This window comes from Alicyclobacillus acidocaldarius subsp. acidocaldarius Tc-4-1 (genome assembly GCF_000219875.1).
Classification (GTDB): domain Bacteria; phylum Bacillota; class Bacilli; order Alicyclobacillales; family Alicyclobacillaceae; genus Alicyclobacillus; species Alicyclobacillus acidocaldarius_A.
The window spans coordinates 2,087,681-2,110,887 of the sequence record NC_017167.1; the positions used below are offsets into that span (position 1 = coordinate 2,087,681).

The window sequence follows — 23,207 nt, forward strand, 5'->3', positions numbered from 1 at the left end:
GCCGCCCTCCGCATCGCCGCACTGTGTTGCTACACCCTCTTCATACCTCAGTCAGGTGGTAGGGGGAATCCGCTCGCCGTGCGCCGCGCCCATTGCTCCAAGCGAGTCCCCAGCGGACTTGGCACGGTCGCACGAGCTTCTCTCGCGTGCACGAAGTACAGATACACCTCTGGCTCCGCCCCAACCGCCTCCCGGACCGCCGCCGCGTATGTCGCGACCTGAGGTTCATACGCCCGCACCAACCGGTCGAGATCGGACGCATCCCGCACCTGATCCGTCTTGTAGTCGATCACAGCATATCCGCGCGCATCCCGAATCAAGCAGTCGATCACGCCCTGGACCACCACCGGCGACTGCGTTGCGCCTACGCGCACGTCCAGGCGGTAGAAGAACGGCTGCTCGCGGTACACCTCACCCGCCGTGAGGACGCGTCGCCCCAATGGAGAGGCGAAAAAGGCAAGGACGTCGTCAGGATCAAGTGCGGACGCCGTGCGCTCGTCCAGAAGCCCCTGCTCCAGAAGCGCCTGCGCGGCGCGCCTCACGTCGCCCGGATTCGCATAAGGCTCAATAGGCGCTCGCTGCATGAACGCGTGAAACGCCACGCCTCGCTCGCGGGGCGACGCGCCGTTCTGACGGATGAAAGCCGGATCTTCCAACACTGCCCCCGCGTGGTGGCCGCGCGCGCGAAGCTCTCGCTCAGCAAACAACCGCCGAATGTCGGTGGCGGTGAGCTTGCTCGGCAGCGAGACGCGAGACACCTGCTGCTCCGACGTAATCCGCACGGCGCGATACCGCCACGCTGGGCCTTGCCACAGGCGGCGAAGCTCGCGCTCCACTTCTTCTGCAGGCGGAATCGGCCCTTCCAACACGGACGAGCGCGGCTCGCCGCTGTCCGGTTCCTGCGGCCTGCCGTCCACCTCGACCTCGAGTTCGAAGCGAACGCCGTTCGCATCCAACAGGCCGGCGCGCGCGTCTCCCGCCTCTTTCCTAAGCCACGCGCCATCTGGATGGCGCATGAGCGCAGGCAGGAGCCAGGAGGCATAGGAGTTCCCTTTGAGGAAGGCCTCCGGGGTCAGGCGTCCCTCATCGTCATGGCTTTCGGCCACATCCGCGAGCTTTGCTACTTTGCCCGCGTGACCCACGAGCACGAGGCGCTCCTTCGCCCGCGTGAGCGCGACGTACAGGACCCTGGCCTCCTCCGCGCGCGAAGCCTCGAGATTGGCCTGGTCCACGGCAATGGAAGGAACGGTTCGCCAATGAACGCCCGTCTGAACGTCGCACATCATCGCACCGATGCCCAGGCGGCGATGCAGTGCGAGCGTGCGCTTGTTGTTCGGAAACTGGCGGCCGAGGCAGAGCACGTACACGTGCGGGAACTCGAGCCCTTTGGAGCCGTGAATCGTCATGACCGCTACGCTGTCCGCACTGGCCCCGTGCGCGTGGCCGAGATCGACGTCCGCTTCTTCGAACCCCCGGACCAGGGCGAGAAAACGGTAGAGATCGCCCGCGTGAGGCGCATGCGTGTGCGCTAGGCGAATCAGTTGCTCAAGGTTCGCCGCGCGGATCCGTCCCCGGGGCATGGCGCGGAGATACAAGTCGATCTCCACCTCGCGGGCGATCTCGCGCAGGAGATCCCCCGGCGAGAGCGTGTGCGCGAGGGCCCGCCACCGCTCCATCCGCTCCACGGCCCGGCGCAATGTGTCGCGTGCGCCCTCCGATTCGCGCGCAGCATGACGCACTGCATGCCACAAGGGTCCACTCGGGCGCGCGATCCTCGCGGCGGCGAGGTCCTCGTCGCTCAAGCCCACAAATGGCGACTTGAGCGCCGTGGCGAGCGCCAGGCTGTCCAGCGGGTTGTCGAGCGCCGCCAGCAGGGACATGGCCCAGCGGATCTCCATCGCGCGAAAAAATCCGCTCGACGAGCGCGCCACTGCGGGGATTCCGCGGGAAGCAAGCACCTGCACCACGGTGTTGAGATGCTCGCCGCCCGCGCGAAGCAGAATGGCCACGTCCTGGTATCGCAGCGGTCGATACGCGTTCGCCGCGCGATCGTACACCTTCTCATGGCGCTCCATCGCTTGGGCAATCTGTTGGGCGACCCACAGGGCCTCGACCTCGAGTTTTTCGCGGGCCGCCTGTTCGTCCTCCTCCTCACTCTTCCCTTCGGAGCGTTCACGCTCGTCGGCCTCTTCCTTCCTCTCTTCGTCCCCAGAAAAGAACAGCTTGACTCTGACGGGACACGGACCGCTATCATCGTCTGGATAGGCCGCCTCGGGTTTCATCTCATGCCCGTCCGCGTAGTCGAACCCCGCGACGTCCGCGCGAAACAGTTGGGCAAACAGATAGTTGACAAAGCGGACGATGCCGGATCGACTTCGGTAGTTGGCCGAAAGGTCGATGGCCTCGCCGCCGTCCTTCGCTGCGTACCTGCGGTATCGGGCCAGAAACAGCGCAGGCTCCGCCATGCGAAAACCGTAGATGCTCTGCTTCACATCGCCCACGAGGAACAGTCCGCCAGAGGTCGCGACGGCGTCGACGATGGCGTCCTGAATCGGGCTGGTATCCTGGTACTCGTCCACGAACACGTACCGGTATCTCGCGTGAAGCGCGGCGCGAACACCTTGGTCTTTGGTCAGAAGCTCGTGCGTCAGATGCTCGAGGTCTGAAAACGACAGGCGGTTTTCCTCGAGTCTTCGCGACTTGGCGCGATCCAGCGCGTCCCGCGCGACCGCTGTCAACACCTCGATGTGCGGCTGCATGGCCCGCACGTCGGCCTCAAGCGCAGATCGACCGCGTCCGAGCACCTTGCGCACGAGCTTCACGGCATCCTTTGCCTTTTCTCTCCATTTCTTAAATGACTCGTACTCCTTCGACAGCCGCGCCGATTCCCAGTGGACGAGGGGCGCGAGGCGGTTGGGATCGAACGGAGCACCAGGCGTCGAAAGGAGCGCAAGCGCTTCTTTCAGTTGGCTGAGGATGGAGAGCGCGCCCGCCACGACCTTCTCCGGCGCCCGCATGCGCTCGAGCTCCCCCAGTCCTTTCCGCATGTGCTCGAACGCCTGTGCAATCTGGATGCGCGTCCAGCGGGCGAACACCTCGCCGAATGGTCCCGCCCACAGCTGGTCCGCATCGTAGTGCCGGGCGATCTCGGCGAGCCATCCGCCGGGATCGACCTGGCTCAGCGCCACGCGGCACAGTTCGAGCACCGCGTTCACAGCCTGCTGCTGCCGGTAAAGCCGGAGGGCCGCGAGCGCGGTGCCGAGTTGCAGCCCGCGCTCAGGATGGCGCGCCCACTCGTCAAGCGCCGCTTGGGCCTCATCTCGAAGCAACACGGCGTCTTCCTCGCCCGACAGCACGCGGAAGCCTGGAACGAGCCCTGCCTCCACGGCGTGATTCCGCAAGAGAGCGAGGCAGAAGCTGTGAATCGTCGAGATCTGGGCGTCATTCGCGCGATGCGCCAGCCTGCGGAATCGGCGCGCCTTCGCGGATTCGCCCGCCTGCTCCGCCTCGGCGGCGCGTTCGGCCAGCCTACGCACGATGCGCGCGCGCATCTCTTCCGCCGCCGCCTCCGTGAACGTCATCACGAGCAGTTGATCCATCCGAAACGTCGGGTCCTCCTCCGCGAGGCTCGCGACGCGCTCCGCAAGCACCGCCGTCTTGCCCGATCCGGCCCCCGCCGACACCACGAGATTCGTTCCCCGGGCCCGGATGGCTCGCGCTTGTTCCTTCGACCAATGCACGCTCATCAGTTCGCATCCCCTCCGGCGATCACGTCGTCGAATTTCAGCTTCGGCACAGAGCGGTACAGGTCGAAGTGATCCGCGCGCTCGAAGTGGCACAAGGCGTTGTAGGGGCAATTCGTACAGCCGCTGTCCACGTGGCTCAGATGGTACGGCGAAACGCGCACCTCACCCTCCGCTATGGCTTTGGCAGCTTCCTCGGCCCGCCGTTCAACGTGACGGAGCACCACCTGCCACTCGTCGTCGCGCCAGGCGGTCGCATCCGCCGCCCAGGCTCCGTCTGCGCGAAACTGCCTGCCGTACAACGCGGAACCTCGGCCAGGCGCGAGGTCCTCGTTCACGCGCAAAACCGCTGCCTCCTCCCGCAAGAAGAACCCCTTCGCCCGATACGCGCCGAGTTGCGCAGAGCCCTCGCGCTCTTCAGGCGGGACATCAAGGGCGTCCCGCTTCGCCACGAGCGGCATGTAAAACGCGCCATACAGTCTCACAGGCGCGCCTTCGACAGCCTCCGCCTCTCGCATGGCCATGGCTGCGTAGATCAGGAGTTGCAGCTGCAGCCCCTGATACACCTTGGACGGATGAAGCGCTGTCTCCGACGACTTGTAGTCGTACACGCATAGCGCCGCCTCGCCCGCCTGGAGCCGATCGACGCGGTCAATCCGTCCATCGAGCACCACGCGCGCCCCATTCCACTCGCCCACGTCGACATCGCGAAATTCTTTCTCGAGCCAGAGGGGACGCATTTGGCCCCGCGAGAGCTGCATCCAGATGGCCCGCACGACGAATTCGAAGTGGCGCCGCCGCTCCCCTACGTAGACGGCCACATCCGGCCGTTCGAGCGTAACTTGCAACTTCGTCGCTTGCGCAGCCTGTTCCAGCGCCTGATGAGCTATCTCGAGAAGGGCAGCCTCCAACTCCGCGTGGCCAAGTTCGGAAAGGCGCGGGTAGTCCTCCGCCAATCGCTGCGTCGCCAGCTGAACCGCGGCGTGGATCCAGGTGCCGGCGCTCCGCTCCGCTTCCGGCTGAAGCGCGAGCGGCTCGAGCCGGAGCGCATACTGAGCGAAATGCCGATAGGAACACTTGGCGTACGTCTCCAGTCGACTCACGCTCACGCGGATGGGATCGCCGTACAGAGCCCGAATCCATGGGGGAGGCAATCGCCAGGGCCGCGGGCGATGGCAGAGCCCCGCGAGAACGCGCTGAAACCGGTCGACGTCAGTCGCGCCGGTCCACACGTGCGTCAGCACGTCTTGCACGACCGGGTCCTGCATCACCTGCTCGAACGGCGCCCCGGCATGCACCCGGCTCAGCGCATCGGCGAGAAGCCGCATCGCTTGTACCGGATGAACCGGAACCGCTCCTTCCCCGCACGCCGCGTCGACCGTCAGATGGCCGCGCTCGACGAGCGAGGCCAAGGTCGGCGTCAGGTGGCGCTCGATCCCGTCGTCGGTCGCCGCATACGTCACCACAAGCGCCTCGGACGCGCGCGTCATCACCCGGTACGGCAGGCACTCGAGGGCGCGCCGCTCATCCTCCGAAGTGCGCCCGAGGGGGCGGAGAAAGACCTCCGCAAAAGCGAGGCGTTCGTCATCGCGCAGGATGCCCCCTTCATCCGGGCGCGGGGGCAGCGAGGCGTCGTCCGCGGACACGACGAACACCCGCGGGCGGGACCAGTTGTCGGCGCGCGCGAAATCGCACACGAACACCGCGTCTGCATCGCTCGGGATGCGCGTGAGGCGCAGACTGGCCATGGACTCGAGGACGAGATCGGCCACCTCATAGGTCGGGAGCGCGACCTCGGGCTGGAGAGTGGCGAGATCGTCGAGGAGCGCCGTAATCCCGCTCCACGCCTGCTCGTGGATCACGCCAGCCATGGGGTCCTCCCCCACCTGGACCACGGATTGCGCGAGGGTGTCCTTGACGTGAAACGCCTCAAGCAACTCCCAGAGCGCTCGCGCCGCTTCCACAGGGCGAAGCACCGGCTCTGCAAAAACCTGGATGATAGGCCGGAGCGCGTCGGCCACGTGTCGCCTGATCTCATCGGCCTCCTCGTCGCAAAGACCGGATGCCGTGCGCGGGGCGCGAGCGGCAAAGTCCCATCGCTCTGGTGCCAGCCATGCCGAGAAGCCGCTGACGTCGTGCTCGCGGAGATACAGATCGAACGCTTCCCGCCGCTTCACGGGCACGAGTGGGCAGCGGAGCAGTGCGGCGACGGCGTCGAGACTGAACCCGGTGCGCACCACGGCGATGGCGGCGCGCAGCAGTTGACCGACAGGGTGGTCCGCCAGGGTTGAGAACGAGTCGATGGCGACCGGAACCCCGCGCAGCTCCAGCTCGTCGGCGAGACGGCGCCCGATGCCGTCGAGCGTCGGGACGCACACCGCGATGTCCCGCGGTCTCACCCGCTCGTGCTGCACGAGGTGCGCAATCTCGTCCGCGACCGCACACAGTTCCTCCTCGCGATGGCCAAACGCGCTCACACGGATGCCCATCAAGGGCTGAACCGTCGGGTGCCCCGCGAGCGCCCGCTCGAGGTGAATGAGCGGCGATGTGCCGAACCGGCCCTCGGCGGCACCGAGGGGCATGCGGCAAAACACCTGTTCCAGCGAATCTCGCGCGAAATCGCGTGCGCACGCGAGGAGGTGGTACGCGGCGACGGCCTGCACTTCGCCGACGAATCGATCTTCGTGTTTGTCGAGCCAAACGGATAGATGCGGCCACGCGGGAAGCAACGACGCCTCCTCGCGAAGCGCCTCCCACCGCTCTCCCTCAAGGCCGGTGTCCTCCCAGGTGATGACCAGCCGCTTCACGCGCCGCGCAAGCGCTGAGATGAACTGCCGCTCTGCAGGCGAAAAGGCGTGAAAACCGTCGAGATACAGCGACGCACCTTCAAGCCACGAGACGTGTGGCACCGCGTAGACCGCATCGAGGAACAGGAGGGCCGGATCCACGAAGCCCGCGGCTTCGGCGCGTTGTCGGTACCTCACGTACAGCTTCAGCACGTCGCCCAGCTTGCCGACGAGAGAGCGATGCACCGCCCTCTGCTCCTTCTCCACTTCATCGCAGCGAGCCGCGGACATCTCCAACAAGGCCGCGAGCTGTTCCGGGGACACCCCATGCGCGGTAAGCTCGTCGAATGCGGACAAAAGGTGATGATACAGGGACGAATTGCGCACGGCACGGCGCAGTGGGCCAAGTGAAGGCTCGAGTTCATCGTACGCCGCGCGCAAGAGAAGCTGCCGCCCCACTTGCGTCAGGCGTGGTCGCGCCATCCCGCCGTGCGCGCACACGCGGTCGGCAAGTCGTTTCATCGTCACGACTTCGACGCGAAAGGCCGCGCGAACGCGATCCATCAGCAGCGTCTCGGCCGCAAACGCCGTCGACTCGGGCACCACCCAAAACACGGGCGGCCCAAATGGATGGGCTTCCGCGGCGCGGCGCATCTCCTCCGCCACACGGGACGATTTGCCACTCCCCGCAGCTCCAATCCACCACTCCACCCGGTTGCCCATGGGCTTTCATCCCTTCCGTCGTTCTTGAGCCGACATCGACGCCGGCTTGGGCGGCTGTCACCGTTCGCACATGCGGCACATATACCGTGGGTAAACGCACATGTGAGGTGAGCGCAGTGGTCGATCCCGTGTCTATCCCGGTCAAGCGCGTATCCGCGGCTCGAATCCTTGTCTCTTCCGGCCTTGGCCTCCTGTTTGATGCGTTTGACGTGGGCATTCTGTCGTACGTCCTTGTGGTCCTTGCCAAACAGTGGCACCTGACGCACACGGTGACCGGCCTCGTCGGAAGCGTGAGTTCCCTCGGCATGGCCGTGGGCTCTGCCCTCGCGGGCCTTTGCGCCGATCGATTCGGCAGGCGTTCGCTGTTTATGGTGACCATCCTGATTTACAGCCTCGCGACGGGCCTTTCCGCGTTCGCGGCTGGTATCGGCATCTTCTTCGTGCTGCGCTTTTTCGTCGGCCTCGGGCTTGGGGGCGAGTTGCCTGTGGCGACGACGTACGTGCTCGAATCCTCGCCAGACGAGGTTCGCGCGCGCCGCGTGGTGTTCCTGGAATCGTTCTGGGCCGTGGGATCCCTCGCCGCCGCGCTCGTATCGTACTTCGTCATCCCCTCCGCCGGCTGGCGCGTGGTCTTCCTCATCGGTGCCATCCCAGCCTTGTACACCCTCGTGCTGCGATTTGCGCTGCCAGAGGCCGCGCGCTACGCTCGGCTCCAGCGCCGAAGCACGTTTGGCGAGTCCGTGCGCAATATCTGGTCGCGAAAGCTGGGCCGCCGATCGCTCGTGGCATCCGTCGTCTGGTTCGTGATGAACTATAGTTACTATGGCATGTTTCTCTGGCTTCCGTCTGTCTTGTACGACAAAGGATACTCGCTGGTACACAGCCTGGGCTACTCGCTCATCATGACACTCGCTCAAATTCCAGGATACATGACGGCCGCGTGGCTTGTCGAACGTTGGGGCCGCAAGCGCACGCTGGTTACCGCGATGATCTTGACGGCGCTATCCGCGCTCGCGTTCGGGTTTGCCTGGAACACGGCATCGCTCATCGTGTTTGGGCTTTTGCTTTCGTTCTTCACACTCGCGGCCTTCGCGGCAACGTACGCATTCACCGTGGAGCAGTTCCCGACGATGTTTCGGGCGACTGGCATGGGATGGGCGGCCGGATTTGGCCGCTTCGGCAGCGCCATCGCCCCGTTTGCCACGGGCTGGCTGTTTGGAGCGCACCTCGGGTACGAGTGGGTGTTCGGCGTCTTCTTCGCCGTGTTGTTCGTGGGGTTCGTCATTGTGACGGCGCTTGGAAAGGAGACCAAGGGGATCGCACTGGAGTAAACCGTTCGAGGGCCCTATACGACGTGTGGCCGCCGATCGTCGGACATAGACGAACGGCGGCTTTCCATGGTCCTCGTCCTCGAACAACACGAGCATGGTGATCAAGCCGTCTTTCGGCGCAGCACCCATTCGCAGTAGTCGCGCAACACGGCCTCCATGCCCGCCATCGTCGTCTGCTGATTGATGAGCGTCCGCACCTCCGCGGCGCCGGGCAGGCCCTTCACGTACCAGGCCGCGTGCTTGCGCATCTCCCGCACGCCGATGTCCTCGCCCTTGAACTCCACCAGCATGCGCATGTGTCGCAACGTCACCTCGAGCCGCTCCTCGACCGACGGCGCAGGCAGGAGTTCGCCGGTGTCCAGATAATGCGCGATTTCGCGAAAGATCCACGGATTCCCAAGCGCCGCCCGGCCGACCATGACTGCGTCACACCCGGTTTCCTCCATGAGCCGCTTGGCGGATATTGGATCGACCACGTCCCCATTGCCAATGACGGGAATGCGCACGGCCTCCTTCACCCGGCGGATGATATCCCAATCGGCCTTCCCGCTGTACATCTGCTTCGCCGTCCGCCCGTGAACCGCCACCGCCTGCGCCCCCGCCTCTTGGACCGCAAGCGCCACCTCGACCGCGTTGACGTGATCGTCGTCCCAGCCTTTTCGGAACTTCACGGTCACCGGCTTGTTCACGCGGCTCACGACCGCCCGCACGATCTTCGCCGCGTAATTGGGATCCCGCGCGAGCGCCGCGCCGCTTCCGGTCTTGCAGATTTTCAACACGGGACAACCCATGTTGATGTCGATGAGATCCGCGTTGGTCTCACCCACCATCTCCGCGGCCTGTTCCATGGAGGCGAGATCATACCCGACGAGCTGGAGGCTCACGGGATGCTCGTCCGGCAAAATGGTCGTCATCTTTTTCGACTTCTCGTTTCCGCTCACAAGCCCTTTGTCACTGACCATCTCCGCGCAGACCATGCCCGCGCCGAGCTCCTTCGCGAGCCGGCGAAACGGGGGATTGCACACGCCAGCCATCGGCGCGAGGATGACCGGGTTGTCGAGCGTCACGCCAGCGATGGTGACCTTCACACGAACCTCTCCTTCGACCGTTCCGGATTGCATGTCCGATATTATAAAGCGAGCCGCGGCTGGGGTTCAACCGCGGTAACCCGCCAGTCCGTGTCAAGTTGTCGTAGGGGAGGACCTCACCGCTTAGGTTGAGTCAGGCAACCGTGGCTGAAACTCTGGCGAGCTCACGAAGCACGTACTTCACCCATGGTCGGTCCGCATGCGGACCGACCAATGCTGGCATGTGTTTTTCCAGCCAAGTCGCCGCTTCTTCGACCCGTCTCGCGATTTCCGCCTCGTTCACTGGCTTTGTCTTCACCGGCACTTCCGCCTGCATTTCCGAACGAGAAGGCGTGTTGGCCCGCAGAGGCTCGTGATTGGCGCGCGTTGCAATCAGCCGCACTAACGCATCCGCCCTGGCTTGCTCCAACGTGCCCCATGGCGCTTCATCCGTCGCGCCACGTGGTGGAACACCTGGCCCTCAATTGCACCCAGACTCACCACATCATCATCGCCCACAATGCCTTGCCAATTCTTCTCCATGTATGATTTCAGCTTCGAGATACGCTGCTTCTTCGCCCCTTCGCTTTGCTTCTCCATCTTCGTCAGCACCTTTTCTACCCGCGACCACTCCTCGGTTCTCACCGCATCCCATACCTTCCGGTAGGCCTGCGTCTCCCGTCCCAAGGCCGCAACCATCGCCTGCCGCAGGTGAAAGGGATCCAATCGATATCGAGCCCCAGGGAGCATTCCGACGCCCTTCTTCGCCCATTCCGCCCGTCCGCGCCGAGCCAACATCGTTTCACGCTGGCCCAATCCCACACGCGCCCAAAAGAGGACACCGCTTCCTCCCAGAAGCGTTCAGCTTCCTCAGTCCCCGCGACCACCTGTCGATTCATCAGGGCGCGCCGTTCCCGCCCTTGTTCCTGCTTGCCTTCATACGCCACGGCCACCTTCAATTCGAAGTGTGACTGGCCATCTTCCTCCCTGCGCCCTCGGACATACACGCCATCCGCTTCCACGAAGAGTGTCTCGGCTTTGCGTCTCCCTCCCGGAGCGTCTCCTTGTTCGAACACCTTCTCCCGCTCCAGCTCCGCTCGGACGCGCTTCTCCCCTCCGAGCCTTTGCACTTCTTGCCAAATCGCCATCGCGCTGATGTCCGGCACCCAAGTCTGTAGAATCTCTGCCGCGCGCCGGTACGACACATCTAAAGCCAACGCCACAGCTTGGTCTCTTAACTTCCCGCTCAATCGACGACGGGGTTCGAACCCTGCTACCTCATCCAACAGGAAGCGACGTTCGCCCGTCTTTCGATTGCGGTAGTAACGCCGACGATACGTGATCTCTCCCAGGGTGGACACGACCGTCCGTGGTTTACGCTGAATAAGTTCCCACTCATTTCGGTCACGCTCCGCCGCCAGCTTCTCGTCCCACGCTTCGAGCAAGCGCGGAACCATTTCCCTCATGAATTCGCCGAAGGACCTCATGAGCCTCTCTTCAAGAATCGCGAAGTCGCACGGATGCTCAGACAACCACAACAGATTCATCCACAGCGGCAGGAAACCCGCCGCGCCATCACGAATATCCAACATGAGAGACCTCACCTCTTCATCCGCGCTCCGAACGCGGGTTGTTTTTGTGCTCAGTGAGGTCTCTTCTCTTTGTCCCCGGAAAATCCTCCCGAGAACACCCCCTACTCAAACTTTATACGCTCAACCCGCCATGCGAGCCGTCAGGACGAGATCGAAGAGCCACCAGATGCCGACCGCAAAGAGAAGGATATGGCCAATGACAGTGGACGCCACGAGTCCGCCGACCACGGTGCACGCGGCCATCAGGAGCCCTGTGCCGACGTGGCCAAGGTACACGCGATGCACGCCGAGGTACCCGAGAAAGAACCACAGTACGTACGCGAGCGCGACACTTCTGCGCATGCCGTACCCCCCATAACCCGACGTAGTAAAGGTTATGAGGAGCCCGCTTGTCAACTTGCTGGGTCTTCCGGAGACGTGAGGCGGTTGGCCCAGGTGAGCAGGCGAACCGTCTCGCGGTACATGAGGCTCTTGCGCGGCGCACCGAAGACCACGCTCACCAAGATGTGGCCGTCGGACGGACGCCGCACCGCGGTCGCGAGGCAGTACATCGCGCGCGACGTGAATCCCGTCTTGCCGCCGATGAACTCGCCAATCGAAGCGGGAGGGCTGTACAACAGGCGGTTTCCGTTTCGAATGGTCTTCCCCGCGATGGTCGCCTGCGGGGTCTGCATCGCGCGAACGATGCGCGGATACGTGATAGCCTTGGCCGTGATGAGGGCAATGTCCTTCGCGGACGTGGTGTGGGCGTCTGCATGAAGTCCATTGGGCGTCACGAACTGCGTGTGGGTACAGCCGATGAGGCGCGCCTCGACATTCATCATCCGCGCGAAACCTTCCTGCGATCCGCCGACGGTCTCCGCGATCCCGTACGCGACGTCGTTCGCACTTTTCATGATGAGGGCGAGCAGAGCCTGTTCCGCCGTGAGCTCGGTTCCAGGCCGCAGCCCCAGGCGCACGCGCGGCTGACGGCTCGCGGTCTCGCTGATGTACACCGGATCGCCCGGCTGAAGGTGTTGCACGAGGAGGATGGCCGTCATCAGCTTCGTCGTGCTGGCCGGGTACATCGGCTCGTCCCCGCGCTTGTTGTAGAGGACCTTTCGATCGGTGGCGTCGTACACCACCGCCGCCTTCGCGTTGACCACGGGAGGGCGCGCGACTTCCGCCTTGGCGGTCGGAACGGCAAGGGCACCTACCGCCCATGCCACGGCGATCGCGGCCGCAAATATTGCTCGCCACCACACGCGATGCTGTCGAGCAGAAAACAAAACGACCACCTCTCTCGCGTGTCGTCGCGGTTTAAGGTGGACGTTTTCCGCTCGTTCTATGCCTTCCCGCCGCCTGTCACCGAGGAACAAGCGTCAGGCCGTCTGACTCATCGGTTTCGGGCGCACCTGTACGCGATGGGCGACGGCGGGATCGAGCGACAAGGTCTGCTCTCGCACGGTCACGGTCACGCCGGCAGCATACGGCTCCGGCTCGTGGACCTGGACGGTCTCTCCCGGAACCAGGCCCGTTCGATGGAAAAACCGCAGCAATTCGAGATCCTCCTCGGCCACTTCGACGATGCGTATCACTTCGAGCGGTGTGTTGGGTGGCGCCTCGTCCAGCCCCACGCCCTTGGGCACCGCGTGGCCATTTCCCGGGATGACGTTCCCGTGCGGGCACGTGGCCGGGTGGTTCAGCATCTCGTTCAACTTCGATTCCACGAGTGGAGAAATGCTGCCTTCCAGCCGCGCGGCTTCCACGTGCGCGTCCGCCCAGTCCAGACCCAGAACATCAGTAAGCCAACGCTCGAGCAGCCGGTGTTTTCGAATAATGGCCTCCGCGCGCTTCCGGCCCTCTTCCGTCAGGACCAACTCGCGGGTATCGCTCACCTCGACGTAGCCCTGTCCGACCAACCGCTGCAGCGTCTGTGAAACGGTGGGTCTGGACACACCCAGATAATCCGCGACGCGCGAAGACAGAACCTGCTCGCCTTCCGAATGAAGCACGTAGATGGCTTCGAGGTAGGTGTCGAGGGCACTTCCGCTCACGGCGATCCCCCCTCGTGTGCGGAGAATCGAAACGTCGCCCATGGCTCGCCGTTCATGAAGAGCGTGAGCTCATCCCCGGGACGCACAGGTCCGACGCCGCTCGGCGTTCCGGTGAACAGGATGTCGCCTGCGGCAAGGCCATACACGTCCAAGCAGTGGAGCATGAGATCCGATAATGAAAATACCATCTCGGAGGGCACACCCTCCTGAACCACGCGCCCGTTCTTCTGCAGGGCAAACCGCGCGTTCTCGACGTCCGCGGCGAAGTCGTCAAATTCGTAGAGATCCGTCACAATGGCGGAACGGCGAAAGCTCTTTGCGGCCTCCCATGGGTATCCCTTCTGCTTGAGCGCCGACTGGAGTTCGCGATCCGTCAAATCGATGCCAAGCGCAACCGCTCCCACGGCCTCGAGCGGCCTCTCTCGGATCGGGGTGTCCTTGAGAACCAGCACGATCTCGAGCTCGTGATGGACGTCTGACCTGCCACTTGGATACGGCACCTCGCCAGATGCCGGAACGAGCGCGTGCGTGAATTTACCGAAGATCATCGGAGAATCGGGCACCTGATTGCCCAATTCGGAAGCGTGATCGCGAAAATTCCGTCCCACGCAAAAAATGTTTCGAACCTCTGGTATCCAAGCCTCGGCATGCTTCTGTTTGCGAAACCCCATCGCGCCGCCCAACCTCCGATCGTTCGATTGCACTTAGCATACCACAGTCGTGCAGAGGGGCACACGGCGCTGCCGCGACGACCGAGCCGCGCGGGCGGCGCAGCACCAGTTGACGCAACCCTTTCAGCTTGTCCATCCGCGAAACGGGCGGCGGAACCGGGGTCCCGCCGCCCGCTCGCGCGCAGTCGAAGCGCGTGCAGTGCCATCAGTTTGTCTTCGGCTCGCAGTATTCGTTGAACAGCGCAACCAACTTCTCCGCGACGCGCTCGGGCGTCGAGCCCTCGATGTCGCTGCGGTGAAGCACGCCGACAAGCTTGCCGTCTTTGAACAGGAAGAACGACGGCGACGAAGGCGGTTGGCCGACGAAATATTCGCGGGCGCGCGCCGTGGCTTCCTTGTCCTGGCCCGCGAACACTGTCACGAGCCGATCCGGCCTGCGGTCATTCCTGAGCGCCATGGCGACGGCCGGGCGGGCGATGCCACCCGCACAACCGCACACCGAGTTGACCACAACGAACGTGGTCCCAGTCTTCTCGGCCATCACAGCGTCCACGTCTTCCGGCGTGCGCAGTTCCTGAAACCCGATGCTCGTGAGTTCGTCGCGCATCGGTTGGATCATCATCTGATAAAAGTCGAGCTCGAGGCTCACTCGGCCCACCTCCTGACTGTGCAAATCCAAACCTTATTATACTCTTTCGGCAGCGCCAATGACAGTTTTGTAAACCCGCACACGGGCGACCCGAACGCCCGGCCGCGTCGGTTTGCAACCGCAGATGCGCGTTGGGTATAACAAGGGAGGTACAAATGTTCGAAGGACAGGCATGAGGAATGGGGACTTTGCCGTGAACAATCGCTTTCTTCGCGCTTGCCGCCGCGAACCGGTGGATCGCGTACCCGTGTGGTTCATGCGCCAGGCAGGTCGATACGATCCCGAGTACCGCCACATTCGCGAGACGTACACGTTGCTCGACATCTGCCGAGAGCCGGAGCTGTGTGCCCGCGTGACGCGCATGCCGGTGGACAAGCTCGGCGTCGATGCCGCCATTCTGTTCTCCGACATCATGGTCCCCGTGGGCGCAATGGGGATGTCGTTTTCGCTACAGGAGCATGTGGGACCTGTGATGGAACGCCCGTTGCGCACCGAGGAAGACATCGCAAGCCTGCGCGTGTTTGAGCCGGAAGAAGAACTCCCTTTTGTGCTTGAAACCATCCGTCACCTCGCGAACACCCTTCCGGTCCCGCTCATCGGCTTTGCAGGCGGCCCATTTACGCTCGCCAGCTACATGGTGGAGGGCGGACCCTCCCGCGACTACGTCCACACCAAGGTCTTGATGCTCGCGCGCCCGGACCTCTGGGGCAGGCTCATGAGCAAGCTGTCGCAAGCCATGGCGCGCTACCTGCGCGCCCAGGTTCAGGCTGGCGCGAGCGCCGTGCAGATCTTCGATTCTTGGGTGGGCAGCCTGTCCGTTCACGCGTTCCGCGCACACGTGAAACCGTATATCCAGGCGATGCTTGCGGATCTCGCCCAACTCGGCGTTCCGCTGATCTACTTCGGTGTTCACACCGGTGAACTGCTCGCCGATTTCGCCGAGGCAGGCGCCACCGTCGTCGGCGTCGACTGGCGCACGCCGCTCGACCGCGCGCGCCAGCGCGTCGGGACGTCGGTCGCGCTGCAGGGCAACCTCGATCCCGTAAGCCTCTTCGCCCCTCCCGACGTCCTCCGGCGCGAAGTCGAGACCGTGCTCTGGCTCGGCACGGAGAGCCCCGGCTACATTTTCAACCTCGGCCACGGTGTCAAACCCACCACGGATCTCGCCCAGCTCCAGCGCGTTGTCGAATGGGTGCACACGTTCGAGCCAAAGGCACAAACCGCGCACTGCACAAAGGAGGAACGCGCATGACGACCCTCGGTATTCTCATGATGGCCTACGGAACGCCTCGAAGCCTGGACGAGGTGGAGGCGTACTATACGGACATCCGGCGCGGCCGCAAACCCTCTCCGACCGAACTCGCCGATCTCGTCCGCCGATATGAAGCCATCGGCGGAACCTCGCCGCTTCGGGAGATCACCGAGCGGCAGGCGAAGGCAGTCGAACACGCGTTGAACGCGCAAGGCGAAACCGCTTTTCGCGTGTACCTGGGGATGAAACACGCCGAGCCGCGCATCGCGGGCGCGGTGGCGGACATGCGCAGGGACGGGATCGAGCGGGCCATCGCCGTCGTGCTCGCGCCCCACTATTCGGCGATGAGCGTCGAGACCTATCACGAGCAGGCGCGGGAGGCCGCGCGCGACGGAGGGCCAACGCTTTACTGTGTGAACCAGTGGCACCTCGAGCCTCGCTTCCTCGACGCGCTTGCCGCGCGCGTCGCGGAGGCGCTTCACCAGTGCCGTCACCCCGAGGAGGCCATGGTCATCTTCACGGCCCACTCCCTCCCCGCGCGCATCCTGGACATGGGCGATCCGTACGTCGACCAGTTGCGCGAATCCGGCGAAGCGGTGGCCAAGCGCCTCGGCCTTGCACACTATACCTTCGGCTGGCAGAGCGCCGGCCGCACGCAAGAACCGTGGCTCGAGCCGGACCTGCTCGACACCCTCGAGTCCCTCGCGAACCAGGGATATCGCGAAGTCGTGGTGTGTGCCCAGGGCTTTGTGGCAGACCACCTGGAGGTTTTGTACGACATCGACATCGAGGCGAGAAAGCGCGCCGAGGAACTCGGCATCCAGCTCGTTCGCACCCGCCAGATGAACGACGATGCCGACTTCATCCGCGCGGTCGCGGACGTGATCGAGCGCGCGAAACGTGACGCAGGGTGGTGATGCACATGAAACGCGTGGCAGTGGTGGGCGGTGGAATCACCGGTCTCGCGGCTTGCCTGCGCCTGTTGTCCTCCGACGCTCACGTGCAGATTGTTCTGTACGAGGCGAGCGATAGGCTTGGCGGGCGTGTACAGACGATTCGCGAGCCTCATCTTGGTCTGACCGTGGAGGCGGGCCCAGACTCCATGCTCGCGCGAAAGCCCGCCGCCATGCGGCTGATGGAGTCCTTGGGCATGGCGGAAGACGTCGTGTCCACGCGGCCCGAGGCGACCGAGACCTACATCGTCCGAGACGGCGGCCTCTGCCCCATGCCGAAAGGATACTTGGGAATTCCGTTCGATCCGTCCTGCGTTCGCCCGCCCCTCTTGACGGACGCCGGATTGGCGCGCGCCCTGGAGGAAGAGCGGATGCCGCTCGATCTTCCTGAAGACGACACCGCCCTCGGCGCCTTTCTCCGTGCGAGGCTCGGCGACGAATGGGTGAACTACGTCGGCGAACCGCTCATGGCGGGCATCTACGCGGGCGACATTGATCGTCTGTCGCTCATGGCCACGTGGCCCTCGCTCCTCGATCTCCTCCGCAACCATGGCAGCCTCGTGGCGGCAAGCCGCGCCCTGGTCGCGGCATCGAGCCCGCGCCAACCTGGCTCGAGCCGGAGCGCGTTCATCACCGTGCGCGGCGGCCTGTCGTCCGTCATCGAGCGCATGGTGGATCGGATGGCACGGAGCGGCCGGGTTGAGATCCGCACCGGTGCGCGCGTCGGCGCAGTGACTCGGCGCGGCTCGGTGTACCGGTTCCATATCGATACGGTCTCCGGGGAGCACTTGGAGGAAGACGTGGATGGCGCCGTGTTCGCCCTCCCGCCACAGGTCACCCGCGAGATCATGAGGCCGATGATCGACCTACCCGACGTGGAAACGCACTACCAGTCGACCGCCACCATCGTGCTCGTGTACGAGCGCACCGCCTTCGGACCGGATCTCGTGCGAGCTTCGGGCTTCCTCGTGCCGAGGCCCGAAAGAATGGCCATCACCGCGACCACGTGGATGTCGAACAAGTGGCCGCACGTTGCCCCTGAGTCCCTCGCCGTGATCCGCGCCTACGTCGGCAGGCGCGGCCAGGACGAAGCCCTCGCGCTGTCCGACGACGAACTGGCGCGTCGCGCGGCGGAAGAAGTCGGACGCCTCACCGGTGCGCGCGAACACCCGATTTGGACGCGGGTGACGCGCTTTCGGGAGGCGATGCCGAACTACGGTATCGGACACCTCGCCCGCGTGGAGCGAGCAGAAGTGACGTTGCGCGCGTCCTGTCCCGCATTCGCCATAGCCGGAGCTGGCTACCGCGGAGTCGGGCTGCCCGACTGCGTGGAGCAGGGCGAACGGGCGGCCCATCAGGTCCTCGCCGCCATCGGCCCATGAAATCCCGCTTGCGATCACCGCACCGGAGCGAAGCGATCGCGCAGCCCCTGCGTCGCGAGCAGCACGGTTTGCGTCAGGCTGGCGTTGGCCGCGAGGACGAACCCTTGTGTGTAGGAGACGTAGTCCACATCGAGCACGCAGGGATACGTGTCGAGCCATTGCTCGAGCGTCGTAGAATGCACCGTGAGCCACGTGGTGCCGGAGTCGCTGGTTCGCATGAGCCGCCCATCCTTGATGGCGTAACCGTAATCGGGCGTCACGAACGCGCACGGCGCACCCTCCGCGTTGGCGCGCGCCCCGAGCAGCACATCGCAAACTTGTCCTGCGTACGAGTCGCCGCCATCGCGCGTGCGAAAGACCACGACGTGATGGCGCACGCCGGCGGCGCTCTTCGTCCTCCAAATGGAGGCGAAAGTGACCTCCTGCTCCAGGGCACGCGGCGGAAAGAGGTGCGAGACTTTCGCTCCGGCGATGGGAGCTGGAGCGGACAAGGCGCGCCTTTCGAAGTGCACCCCTCCATCCCTCGTCTGGTACGCCACGAGCTTTCCGTCCGGATTCGCGGCGTAGACGTAGCCGTCCCGCAGATTCGCGAACGACACCTCGATCTCGGCACCTGGCATGAAGCCAGAGCCGGGCGCCGAGGGGTCCACCTTGACCTGCGCCACGCGCGCTCCGGCATCTGACACCCGGCAGAGCAAGGGCCCCGCTCTGCCTGCCAACGCTGGAGCATCGAGCACCACCCACGCGTCCTTCCGGGTCGGCTGGCTGACACTCGTCACCCGGTAGCCGCCGTGCGGCAATTCGCTCGACGCGACCTGCCATCGACGGCCTCCATCGAAGGTGGTCAGGCGAACAAACCGGTTGCCTTGGACGCCATAGAGGGCGACCGTGTCGAGATCGACCACCGCGACCTGCGGGTTTTCCGCACTCTTGTAGCTCGACTGATCTGAAAGTCGGAACGCGACGGGCAACGAGATTGGCTTCCAGGTCACGCCGCGATCCGTCGTCCGCTCCATACGAAACTGGCCCCGGATGTAGCCGTATCGGTATCCAGTCTCTCCGTCGACGAGCCGCACGTGATACCACAGGTTCCTCCGCTGAAGCTCAGCGAGCGAGATGGCGCGTGGGGCAGTCGAATGCGATGGCTTGTCCAGCATCGCCGCACTTTGATCCGGAGGCTTCAACGCGGACTGGGTCTTGGAAAGTTGAGCGCCTTGGCCGTCTCCACATCCCGCGAGGGCGAGCACTCCGCAAAGCGCCATCCACGCCAAGGTGCGTCTCGTAGCCTTCATCGTATCCCCCCAATCGAAGCATCTAGACGTAGGTTGTCATCGTGGCAAGAATCCATACCGAATCCAGACATTGTGGGCTTGCGCGAGCCGCAGTACAATGATGGACGTTTACGGATGGGCGATGGCGAGGGGGGTCACCGGTGGAACATCTGACGTGGGCGCACGTGCTCATTCTCGCGGTGGGAGGCTATGTGGCGGCGTTTATCGATTCGACGGTAGGCGGAGGTGGCCTTATTTCTCTGCCGGCTCTTTTGTCGATTGGATTGCCTCCTGCCGCGGCGCTCGGCACCAACAAGTTCGCGGGCACGATTTCGGCCATCACAAGCTTCAGTTCTTACCTGTTGTCAGGCAAGGTCCGCCTGAAACTCGTAGGACCGCTGTTTCCGCTGGGTGTCATGGCTTCCGCACTCGGCGCGTACATCGTCCACCAATTGCCTTCGTCGTTCCTGCGTCCGTTCGTGTTGGTCATGCTGGTCATTGTGGCAGCCTACACGCTGTGGAAAAAGGACCTCGGCCTGGTGGAATCCATTCGGCCGCTGACGCGAAAGACGTTCGCGCTGACAGCGCTGTTGGCCGCCTGCCTGGGATTTTACGACGGGTTCTTTGGCCCCGGGACGGGATCGTTTTTGGTGATGGGCTTTCTTCTGCTGGGCTTCGACTTTCTTGCCGCGAGCGGCAACGCGCGCACGCTGAATCTAGCCAGCAACGCGGGCGCGTTGGCGACCTTCATCGCGGTGGGCTCCGTTCGATATGAGGCGGGACTCGTGCTCGGCCTATCGATGGTTCTCGGCGCGCTGACTGGCTCGCGCTTTGCCATCCGCAAAGGCGCTCGCTATGTTCGCCCCCTCTTCATCGGTGTCACTTGCTTGGTCATCGCACAGCAGATCGCGCAGTGGCTCCACATCGGATGAAGCGCGAGATGCGACAAAGAGGAATTTTGCTGAAACGCGTCGAATCGCTCCAGTGGTTTGATCCGTATTCATCGTTGTCATTCTGTTCCTCTTCTGTGGAATTATATTCCATGGTCCTGGACGACACGAGGCGGTGGCTTTGTGACTCTCGATGCGTTTTCCGGACAGCGCGACGCCCTGACGAATCTGTTGGGACGCGGTCAATTTCTCTTCGTCGTGTCCCAACGGGTGAAGGACGCTTCGCGCAGTGCCATCATTGTGGTCAATCTCGATCGGTTTCGACTGGTCAACGCGCACCTGAGCTTCGCCGACGGAGACGCGATTCTCCGCAGCACGGCGTTGCGCATCGCCCGCAGGATCCCGGAAACCGCCGTGGCCAGCCGCCTGAGCGCAGACGAGTACGCGGTCGCGTTGTTTGACGACGACGTGGACAAAGCCGAAGCTGTGGCTGAACAGTTGAGGGCCGCCATCGCCGAGCCGCACGCCGTGGCGGGTATGAACGTCATTGTGACGGCCAGTGTCGGTGTCGCCGAGGGCGCCAGGGGCGCGAGCGCGGACGAACTCCTCCGCCGGGCGGACGAGGCCATGCGCTTGGCTAAACAATTTGGATCGAACCAGGTCAGGCGAGATCGGGAGCTGGTCGCAAGGCGAGACGAGCTCCCGCCGCTCCTCGTGGAAACCATGCTTAGACAGGCGCTGCAGAAGGGCGAGCTGGAAATTCACTATCAACCGAAGATTCACACGCGGTCCATGCAGGTGGTGGGCGCAGAGGCGCTGTGCAGGTGGACCCACCCGGAACTCGGTTACATTCCGCCTCAGGCGTTCATTCCCGTCGCCGAGTCGAGCGATCTCATCCTCCCCATTGACGAGTACGTGCTGCGCAACGTATGCCAGCAGGGCGCGTCTTGGATGAAGCAAGGCTACCGCGTGCGCATCAGCGTCAACATCTCGGGCCGGCAGTTCATGCAGGACGGCTTTCCGAGGCTCGTTCGAGAGTGTCTTGCGCAAACGGGCATGGATCCCCAGTTGATTGAACTGGAGATCACCGAGCGCACGGCCATGTGCGACGTGGAGCGCGCCGTCTACGTCCTGCAGGAATTGAGGAAGATTGGTGTGCGAATTGCCCTCGACGACTTCGGTGTGGGATACTCGTCGCTCAATTATTTGATCCAATTTCCCGTGCACACGTTGAAGATCGATCGCACATTTACAGCGGGGATACAGAGCGCCGTCAATCAGACGCCTATCATCGGAGCCATCATCTCGCTCGCGAAGTCGCTGAATTTGAGCGTCGTGGCGGAAGGGGTCGAGACGTTCCAGCAATTTGATTTTCTTAGAGAAAATAGGTGCGACGAGATTCAGGGATTCCTTTTTGGCGCCCCTGTGCCGCCAACTTCGTTCCAGCTCTCCGCGTTCGTGGCGAAGTTGCAGCCTCGCGTGCCCCAGCCCACGGCAGCGGAGGAGCCGAGTTCGGAACCCACATGGTTGGAGCGCCTGTACCTGGAGACCAAGCGCCTGCCGGATTGGCGACAGATTGCGTCTCACCTGGCCGACAGCATCGCACCGCACGTGCCGCTGGATCGTCTGAGCGTCGAATGGTGCGAAGAGGGCGACGCGTTTGTGGACGTCTGTGAGGTGTCGCTTCGGGACGAGATCCCGGCCCGGCCCGTCGGAACTCTTGTGCCGAAGGGCTCGAGCGCCGCGCCGACCGTTTTTCGCGTCGGAATTCCAATGATCTCGCCAGACGTCCTGGAGCGGCCCGAGTTTGAAGAGGACGATGGCCTAGCGGCCGATGGAATCCGGTCCGTGCTCCGCGCGCCCCTGGTCCACCTCGGTCAGCCGTTCGGCATCCTCACGGTGCAATCCGCCCTGGAGCGAGTCTACACCGATGGAGATCGGCGAATCCTCAAAGAGGTCGCGGAGCGCGTCGAAGAAGTGGTCTGGTCGGCGTATCAGCGCGAGCGAGCGCTGTATGATGGCCTGTACGACGCTCGGACGCGGATGTTCCACCGAGCCTTTCTGGCGGAGTGGATGACCGCGGACGACCCGGTCTGGTTCCTCTCGCGCGCCAAGCGACGGCCGTACCAGGCCTGGACCCACGCGACCGCATCGGTGCTCCGGATCGAACCATTGGAGAAATGGCCTCCAAGCGAAGCGGAGCGAGTCGCCCAGCAAGTCGGCCAACTGTGGAACGCGTACGGCTCGCCATCATGGCCCGCCGTGCGCATGGAAGTTGGGGGAATTCCTTCTCATCTCTCTGGATGGAGACGACGGATCGTTCTATACGTTTTTGGAACACCTGCGGATGCATCTGAGGATGATGGAGGTACGAAACCGCCGCCTTGGCTCTCCCTATGCGTCCATCTCCATGGGATGGGGCACATGCAGAGACGCCTGGCCGAATCTCTGGAATGCCTACTTGCAGGCGCGCACCCAGGCCGTGTCAGCGCTCCGCGGATCGGATCGGCAAGGCGAGCCTACCGATGATGAAGCGCAGTAAAAGAATTCACGGCGTGACACCGCGGACACTGAAGCTGGATGGACATCTCGATGTACGGCCCTTTCGCGCCTGTGACGGTGATGGTGGCATCCACCTCGTTGCCGTGGGACAGGACAATGCCGCCGAACATGTGCCCGGCGAACGGAATCACGTGTCCACAGGCGAAGCAGGTGTGGTACGCGTGGATTTCGCCTTCGTCGGGATCGCGTTCGAAGGTGTCGATGAACATCGCGCTTCCCCCCTCGGCCGTAGTGTCGCGCACACCCTGCGCGCTGATGCGCGGCACATCGTGCCAGCGAAGAGGGCGAGCACACGATGC

16 protein-coding genes and 1 pseudogene are annotated in these 23,207 nt (G+C 63.8%); 6 read left to right on the plus strand and 11 right to left on the minus strand.

What is annotated here, in order from left to right; all coding sequences use genetic code 11:
- Window positions 1-47 precede the first annotated feature (47 nt).
- Window positions 48-3,746 (minus strand): helicase-exonuclease AddAB subunit AddA, encoded by a 3,699-nt coding sequence (gene addA, locus TC41_RS10085; RefSeq protein ID WP_014464945.1) that lies wholly within the window; start codon window positions 3,744-3,746, stop codon window positions 48-50.
- Window positions 3,746-7,252 (minus strand): PD-(D/E)XK nuclease family protein, encoded by a 3,507-nt coding sequence (locus TC41_RS10090; RefSeq protein WP_014464946.1) that lies wholly within the window; start codon window positions 7,250-7,252, stop codon window positions 3,746-3,748. Before TC41_RS10090 ends, addA begins: the two co-directional genes overlap by 1 nt.
- A 116-nt stretch (window positions 7,253-7,368) precedes the next feature.
- Here TC41_RS10090 and TC41_RS10095 point away from each other — a divergent pair, with 116 nt between their 5' ends.
- Window positions 7,369-8,583: an MFS transporter gene (locus TC41_RS10095; protein ID WP_014464947.1), complete on the plus strand. Its 1,215-nt coding sequence runs from the start codon at window positions 7,369-7,371 to the stop codon at window positions 8,581-8,583.
- A gap of 101 nt (window positions 8,584-8,684) precedes the next feature.
- Here the strand turns inward: TC41_RS10095 and dusB are convergent, their stop codons facing one another.
- From dusB to TC41_RS10130, 7 genes and pseudogenes are all read right to left on the minus strand, one after another.
- On the minus strand, window positions 8,685-9,671 hold the full coding sequence (gene dusB / locus TC41_RS10100) for a tRNA dihydrouridine synthase DusB (protein WP_041695314.1): 987 nt from the start codon (window positions 9,669-9,671) through the stop codon (window positions 8,685-8,687).
- A 133-nt stretch (window positions 9,672-9,804) separates the two neighbouring features.
- Window positions 9,805-11,242, minus strand: a pseudogene (locus TC41_RS10105) (ISLre2-like element ISAlac1 family transposase).
- 120 nt (window positions 11,243-11,362) lie between these two features.
- A complete protein-coding gene (locus tag TC41_RS10110; RefSeq protein ID WP_014464951.1) occupies window positions 11,363-11,584 on the minus strand; it encodes a TM2 domain-containing protein in 222 nt (73 codons plus the stop codon).
- 50 nt (window positions 11,585-11,634) lie between these two features.
- Window positions 11,635-12,450, minus strand: a complete 816-nt coding sequence (locus TC41_RS10115) for a D-alanyl-D-alanine carboxypeptidase family protein (protein WP_237699902.1) — start codon at window positions 12,448-12,450, stop codon at window positions 11,635-11,637.
- Window positions 12,451-12,603: 153 nt separating this feature from the next.
- A complete protein-coding gene (locus TC41_RS10120; RefSeq protein ID WP_041695316.1) occupies window positions 12,604-13,278 on the minus strand; it encodes a metal-dependent transcriptional regulator in 675 nt (224 codons plus the stop codon).
- On the minus strand, window positions 13,275-13,949 hold the full coding sequence (locus TC41_RS10125) for a fumarylacetoacetate hydrolase family protein (protein ID WP_041695317.1): 675 nt from the start codon (window positions 13,947-13,949) through the stop codon (window positions 13,275-13,277). Before TC41_RS10125 ends, TC41_RS10120 begins: the two co-directional genes overlap by 4 nt.
- Before the next feature lie 205 nt (window positions 13,950-14,154).
- Window positions 14,155-14,571 (minus strand): BrxA/BrxB family bacilliredoxin, encoded by a 417-nt coding sequence (locus tag TC41_RS10130; RefSeq protein WP_041695838.1) that lies wholly within the window; start codon window positions 14,569-14,571, stop codon window positions 14,155-14,157.
- A gap of 199 nt (window positions 14,572-14,770) precedes the next feature.
- Between TC41_RS10130 and hemE the strand changes: the two genes are divergently transcribed.
- The 3 genes from hemE to hemG are packed head-to-tail and all read left to right on the plus strand — an operon-like array spanning window position 14,771 to window position 18,185.
- Window positions 14,771-15,850: a uroporphyrinogen decarboxylase gene (gene hemE, locus TC41_RS10135; protein WP_014464956.1), complete on the plus strand. Its 1,080-nt coding sequence runs from the start codon at window positions 14,771-14,773 to the stop codon at window positions 15,848-15,850.
- Window positions 15,847-16,767 carry a ferrochelatase gene (gene hemH / locus TC41_RS10140; RefSeq protein WP_014464957.1) on the plus strand — a complete coding sequence of 307 codons (921 nt, stop codon included), beginning with the start codon at window positions 15,847-15,849 and terminating at the stop codon, window positions 16,765-16,767. The genes hemE and hemH overlap by 4 nt, the downstream gene beginning before the upstream one ends.
- Window positions 16,768-16,772: 5 nt before the next feature.
- Window positions 16,773-18,185 carry a protoporphyrinogen oxidase gene (hemG, locus tag TC41_RS10145; RefSeq protein WP_041695318.1) on the plus strand — a complete coding sequence of 471 codons (1,413 nt, stop codon included), beginning with the start codon at window positions 16,773-16,775 and terminating at the stop codon, window positions 18,183-18,185.
- Window positions 18,186-18,199: 14 nt separating this feature from the next.
- On the opposite strand, the gene TC41_RS10150 is transcribed toward hemG, so the two are convergent.
- The gene (locus TC41_RS10150) at window positions 18,200-19,477 is read right to left on the minus strand and encodes a hypothetical protein (RefSeq protein ID WP_014464959.1); all 1,278 of its coding nucleotides are present in this window, start codon (window positions 19,475-19,477) and stop codon (window positions 18,200-18,202) included.
- 140 nt (window positions 19,478-19,617) lie between these two features.
- On the opposite strand from TC41_RS10150, the gene TC41_RS10155 reads away from it, so the two are divergent.
- Together TC41_RS10155 and TC41_RS10160 are read left to right on the plus strand one after the other, a co-directional pair.
- On the plus strand, window positions 19,618-20,388 hold the full coding sequence (locus tag TC41_RS10155) for a sulfite exporter TauE/SafE family protein (RefSeq protein ID WP_014464960.1): 771 nt from the start codon (window positions 19,618-19,620) through the stop codon (window positions 20,386-20,388).
- 141 nt (window positions 20,389-20,529) lie between these two features.
- Complete coding sequence (locus TC41_RS10160) at window positions 20,530-22,875, plus strand: EAL domain-containing protein (RefSeq protein ID WP_014464961.1); 2,346 nt, start codon at window positions 20,530-20,532, stop codon at window positions 22,873-22,875.
- Here TC41_RS10160 and TC41_RS10165 read toward each other — a convergent pair.
- Window positions 22,866-23,174, minus strand: coding sequence for a hypothetical protein (locus TC41_RS10165; RefSeq protein WP_237699904.1), 309 nt, complete (start codon window positions 23,172-23,174; stop codon window positions 22,866-22,868). The genes TC41_RS10160 and TC41_RS10165 overlap by 10 nt on opposite strands.
- Window positions 23,175-23,207 lie beyond the last annotated feature (33 nt).

Coding starts and splice junctions, on each gene's coding strand:
- TC41_RS10110 (WP_014464951.1), bottom strand. CDS start 11,584: ATGCGCAGAAGTGTCGCGCTCGCGTACGTACTGTGGTTCTTTCTCGGG.
- TC41_RS10125 (WP_041695317.1), bottom strand. CDS start 13,949: ATGGGGTTTCGCAAACAGAAGCATGCCGAGGCTTGGATACCAGAGGTT.
- hemH (WP_014464957.1), top strand. CDS start 15,847: ATGACGACCCTCGGTATTCTCATGATGGCCTACGGAACGCCTCGAAGC.
- TC41_RS10150 (WP_014464959.1), bottom strand. CDS start 19,477: ATGAAGGCTACGAGACGCACCTTGGCGTGGATGGCGCTTTGCGGAGTG.
- addA (WP_014464945.1), bottom strand. CDS start 3,746: ATGAGCGTGCATTGGTCGAAGGAACAAGCGCGAGCCATCCGGGCCCGG.
- TC41_RS10130 (WP_041695838.1), bottom strand. CDS start 14,571: ATGATGATCCAACCGATGCGCGACGAACTCACGAGCATCGGGTTTCAG.
- hemG (WP_041695318.1), top strand. CDS start 16,773: ATGAAACGCGTGGCAGTGGTGGGCGGTGGAATCACCGGTCTCGCGGCT.
- hemE (WP_014464956.1), top strand. CDS start 14,771: ATGAGGAATGGGGACTTTGCCGTGAACAATCGCTTTCTTCGCGCTTGC.
- TC41_RS10090 (WP_014464946.1), bottom strand. CDS start 7,252: ATGGGCAACCGGGTGGAGTGGTGGATTGGAGCTGCGGGGAGTGGCAAA.